Origin of the sequence: Pseudoalteromonas sp. Z1A6 (assembly GCF_011378745.1) — a bacterium.
Taxonomy (GTDB): Bacteria; Pseudomonadota; Gammaproteobacteria; order Enterobacterales; family Alteromonadaceae; genus Pseudoalteromonas; species Pseudoalteromonas arctica.
Genome location: NZ_WTKW01000327.1, coordinates 1 through 4,680 on the forward strand (window position 1 = coordinate 1; position 4,680 = coordinate 4,680).

At 40.9% G+C, this 4,680-nt stretch carries 4 protein-coding genes; all 4 read right to left on the bottom strand.

Annotation, left to right across the window (positions count from 1 at the left end; genetic code table 11):
- Nucleotides 1–20 precede the first annotated feature (20 nt).
- Nucleotides 21–1,301 (bottom strand): glutamate-1-semialdehyde 2,1-aminomutase, encoded by a 1,281-nt coding sequence (gene hemL, locus GQR46_RS16390; protein ID WP_165741544.1) that lies wholly within the window; start codon nucleotides 1,299–1,301, stop codon nucleotides 21–23.
- A 33-nt stretch (nucleotides 1,302–1,334) separates the two neighbouring features.
- Complete coding sequence (locus GQR46_RS16395) at nucleotides 1,335–2,351, bottom strand: aspartate carbamoyltransferase (RefSeq protein ID WP_007584862.1); 1,017 nt, start codon at nucleotides 2,349–2,351, stop codon at nucleotides 1,335–1,337.
- Between the two features lie 114 nt (nucleotides 2,352–2,465).
- Nucleotides 2,466–2,900, bottom strand: a complete 435-nt coding sequence (locus GQR46_RS16400; protein ID WP_007584864.1) for a CopD family protein — start codon at nucleotides 2,898–2,900, stop codon at nucleotides 2,466–2,468.
- A gap of 15 nt (nucleotides 2,901–2,915) precedes the next feature.
- Complete coding sequence (locus GQR46_RS16405; RefSeq protein ID WP_007584866.1) at nucleotides 2,916–4,598, bottom strand: chloride channel protein; 1,683 nt, start codon at nucleotides 4,596–4,598, stop codon at nucleotides 2,916–2,918.
- Nucleotides 4,599–4,680 lie beyond the last annotated feature (82 nt).

The following is a 4,680-nucleotide window of genomic DNA, read 5'->3' on the forward strand; positions in this document are numbered from 1 at the left end:
ATATAAAAAGTAATTTTAACTTAAAGTTTAGCAAACGAGCGTTCTGCTGCCGCTATTGTTTCTTTTACTTCTTGCTCAGTATGCGCAGCACATACAAAACCAGCTTCAAATGCTGATGGAGCAAGGTACACACCTTCTTCAAGCATAAGGTGGAAAAAACGTTTGAAGCGCTCTAGGTCGCATTCAGTAGCTTGTTTGTATGTCGTTACTTTTTCAGCATCAGTAAAAAAGAATCCATACATGCCGCCAGCATAATTAGTTGTTAATGCAATGTCTGCTTTTTTAGCGCCAGCTTCAAAGCCTTCACAAATTGCTTTAGACGTTGCTTCTAACTTATCGTGTAGACCTGGCTCACATAATAGCTCAAGTGATTTTAAACCTGCAGCCATCGCAATAGGGTTACCAGAAAGAGTACCCGCTTGGTAAACAGGGCCCACAGGCGCAATGTAATCCATTATTTCGGTTTTACCACCAAACGCGCCAACGGGCATGCCGCCGCCAATGACTTTACCTAAACACGTAAGGTCTGGTTTAATGTTGTAATACGCTTGAGCGCCGCCAAGTGCAACACGAAAACCCGTCATTACTTCATCAAAAATAAGTACTGATTTATATTCGTCACACACATCACGCAAACCTTCTAAAAAGCCAGGTACTGGTGGAATGCAGTTCATGTTACCGGCTACTGGCTCTACAATAATACAGGCAATTTCGTCAGCGTATTTTGCAAAAATAGCTTTTACTTCATCTAGGTTATTAAACGACACAGTAAGTGTATGCTTAGCAAAGTCCTCAGGAATACCAGGAGAATTAGGTACGCCCATTGTTAGTGCACCAGAGCCAGCCTTAACTAATAACGAGTCAGCATGGCCGTGGTAACAACCTTCAAATTTTAATATTTTATCGCGGCCGGTAAAGCCACGCGCTAAACGAATTGCACTCATAGTTGCTTCAGTGCCTGAGCTAACCATGCGTACTTTTTCGATTGATGGAACCAGCTCTTTTACTTTTTCAGCCATTAGTATTTCGGCTTCAGTTGGCGCGCCATAGCTAAGGCCATTTTCTACTGCTTCGTGCACGGCTTGTTTAATTGCAGGGTGGTTATGGCCCATGATCATAGGCCCCCAAGAGCCAACATAATCAATGTAACGATTACCGTCGGCATCAAATGTAAACGCGCCTTCTGCTTTTGTAATAAATAGCGGCGTACCGCCTACACCGTTAAAAGCACGAACTGGCGAGTTTACGCCACCTGGAATAGAGGCTTGAGCGCGTTCAAATAAGTCTTGGCTAATTGTCATGAAAAATCCTATAAATTGTCACTTAAAGAGGGTTTAGCTGTCGCGTTTGCGGCTAAACCAAGGTACGTCCACTTCATACTTATCGACTTTATTTTCTACGCCGAGTGTTAAAGCAAACAGTGCCATACGAATTAATACGCCATTTTGTACTTGGCGGAATATTGCTAAATTGTCGTTACTGTTTAAGTCGTTATCAAGCTCGTTGGCTTCTAAGCGACTATCACGTGGTAACGGATGCATTAACACAGAGTTAGGTTTGCAATGAGCGCTGTAAATAGATTGGCTAATTCTAAAACCGCCACGGTATTTATTTGCTTCTTCTTGTGAAGGAAAGCGCTCTTCTTGAATACGTGTTTGGTAGACAATATCGGCGGCTAAATTACCTTCCATCTTGTTTACTAGCTCAATTTTGTGTCCTGCATTTTCTACGGCATCTAAAATGCTCGTTGGCATTTGTAGGCCATCAGGCGCGACCATCGAAAACTTTACGTTTTTATAATGGCACAATAGCTTTGATAGAGAATGCACTGTGCGACCATATTTTAAATCACCCACAAGCGCTATATGCATGCCATCAATATTTTGATCAAAACGGTGTAATTCACGCTCAATGGTTAATAAATCAAGTAATGCTTGAGTCGGGTGCTCATTTGGGCCGTCGCCGCCATTAATAACTGGCACAGTACAGCCATCAGCAAATTCACTTACTGAGCCTGCATCGGGGTGGCGCATAGCAACAGCATCGGCGTAAGCTGAAATAACGCGCGCGGTATCGTAAAGTGATTCACCTTTTGCAAGCGCTGAGCTTTGCATACCTGTAGTTTCACGTACACCACCGCCTAGTAAGTTAAAGGCGGTACCAAAGCTAACTCGCGTGCGAGTACTTGGTTCAAAAAACAAATTAGCTAAAATAGCGCCTTTAAGCACCGTTGTTTGCTTTTGTTTTTTAGCATAAGGCTCCATTTTTTTAGCTACTGCAAAAATACGTTCAATGCAGTCTCTGTCTAGCTGATTTACAGACAGTATATGTTCGCCTTGGAAACTTAACATGGGGTAATTCCTAATCAATCAAATGGGCGCGATAATCCATAAATGGAGCACGCAATCGCGCGTGTTATAGCAAGTATTGTAAATTGCAGCGCAGTTTAACATGCACCGAAACGCTTATAAATTAGGTTTTATTACCGCAAGTGCCACTATGATGAGCAGCGCAATAACAGGGAGCTCATTAAAAATACGGTAAAAGCGGTCTGTTTTAGTGTTTCGGTCATGTTTAAAGTCACTTAATAACTTAAAACAGTAGCCGTGGTATAGGTATAAAATAATTACCAGTACAAGTTTGTAATGTAGCCACATACTGTATTTAAACCAATCACGACCATATTCAACAATGGTTAACACACCAAACACAGCCGTTAAAACAGCAAATGGGGTTACGAAATAAAGTAACCTGCGCTCCATAACTTTAAGCATAGAGTTACATGATCTTTCTTCGCTCATTGCGTGATATACAAATAATCGAGGCAAGTAAAAAATACCGGCAAACCACGCAATCATAAAAAATATGTGGAGTGTTTTATAAATCAATAATGCGCTCATAATAGTCCTTATTGCTTAAAGTAAGCTGTTACGAATGGTTAAAATATGATGAATTTGATCCCAGCGTAATAGCCCCATAATTTGTTGATTATCTAAAAGGTTATAAACGTAAAGCGCGCCACTTCTTTTATCTTTTAGTATATCGAATGCATCGGCTAGGGTGGCTTGGCTGCTGATGCCCTGCAAGCTAATGTAATTTATATTTATTGCTTCATCAGACATTAGCGTTAAATCGTATTCAGCGAGGCGATAGCCATTTTCTTCGTCAAAAACAATCAAGGGTGTTTGGCTATCCATGGCATCAAGCGTATTTTTTATTTGCTCTTTATCGTCTGAGTAAAGCAATTTAAAGTCTTCATCCATATCATCCATTATTCCCACTTTTTGTAATGCTTCGGTAGCGGGAGATACATGGTACGGCAATCCCTGAAAATCTAATTGTTGCAAAAATATGGAGCGATTTCCAAAAAATTGTAATGCAGTTACATATGCAGTGGTTATAACTATCATCGCAGGAACGATTATTTCAGGTGATGATGTAAGCTCCATTACTGTTGTTAATGCAGCAAGTGGTGCATGCAGTGTAGCCGCTAATAATCCAGCCATACCTAAAACCCCATACGTACCCGCAATATCAGTACCCGGGCTAATATATTGAGCAAAAAAGGCCATTAATGTCCCAATTAATACACCAAGCCCAATTACCGGACCAATTAAACCACCAGGAATACCCAAACCAATAGCAAACAATGTGGCAAGTAGTTTAGCTATTAAAATGGTAGTAAGCAGCTTTACGTTATCAGGCGATTCAACCGCGATAGTAATCGCACTCATACCAGAACCCATAGCATGAGGCACCGCGTAAGCTATCAAGCTGGCAATACAGCCTGCGATTAGTAAACGAGGAAACATACTTAAAGGTTTAAATGTTTTAATAATTAGCATTAAGTTTTGATTAAAGCTAAATGCTATAGCGCCCAGCGCCATACCGCATAATATTAAATAAGGGTAATGCCAACCACTTAATGGCGCTATTGTAATGAGTGCAAGTTCAGAGCCTTCACCAAAAACAAACTGCGTAGCGAGTGCACCAGTAACAGCAGCAAGCATGATTGGCACAAATATGTGTACTTTATATTCTCGAAGTACCACTTCCATTACAAAAATAACGGCTGCAAGTGGGGTATTAAACGAAGCGGCTATACCTGCTGCAACGCCGCAACCACTTAAAGTACGCATGGCGTTATGCGGTAAATGTAGTTTATCCGCTAAAATACTCGCACCTGTTGCGCCCATATGTACGGAAGGCCCTTCTCGGCCAACCGAAAAACCGCTAATGAGTGCAAGTGCGCCACCAACAAATTGATTAACCGTATTGTATAAAGGCATTTGCCCGTAATGGCGTTTAATACGATGAATAACAAAAGGAATGCCTAAACGGTAATGTTTAAAGCCAGTAAATGCAGCAAAGCACGCAATTAAAAATGCGGCTATTAATGGCATTAAAACGCGTTCAAGAGTGGGTAGGGTAGTAAAGTCGTCAGGTGTTTCCAAAAATAAGCTTTGAAAAAACAAAATAGTTAAGCGAAATAAAATAATAAAAAATGCAGCAATTAATCCGGCAACTACGCCTAATAAGCATAATTGTACAGATGTTTTAGGTTTTGCCAGTCGACGCCTGAGTTGCTCAAGCCACATGCATTATTTCCTCGCCGCATTTTTCAGCAGCATTTTAGCAAAAGAGTTTAGTTAAGTCCTTGTGATTTTGAATTATTCGTAA

Excerpts from the sequence above, each read along its gene's own strand:
- GQR46_RS16400 (WP_007584864.1), bottom strand. The coding sequence starts at position 2,900 with ATGAGCGCATTATTGATTTATAAAACACTCCACATATTTTTTATGATT.
- GQR46_RS16395 (WP_007584862.1), bottom strand. The coding sequence starts at position 2,351 with ATGTTAAGTTTCCAAGGCGAACATATACTGTCTGTAAATCAGCTAGAC.
- hemL (WP_165741544.1), bottom strand. The coding sequence starts at position 1,301 with ATGACAATTAGCCAAGACTTATTTGAACGCGCTCAAGCCTCTATTCCA.
- GQR46_RS16405 (WP_007584866.1), bottom strand. The coding sequence starts at position 4,598 with ATGTGGCTTGAGCAACTCAGGCGTCGACTGGCAAAACCTAAAACATCT.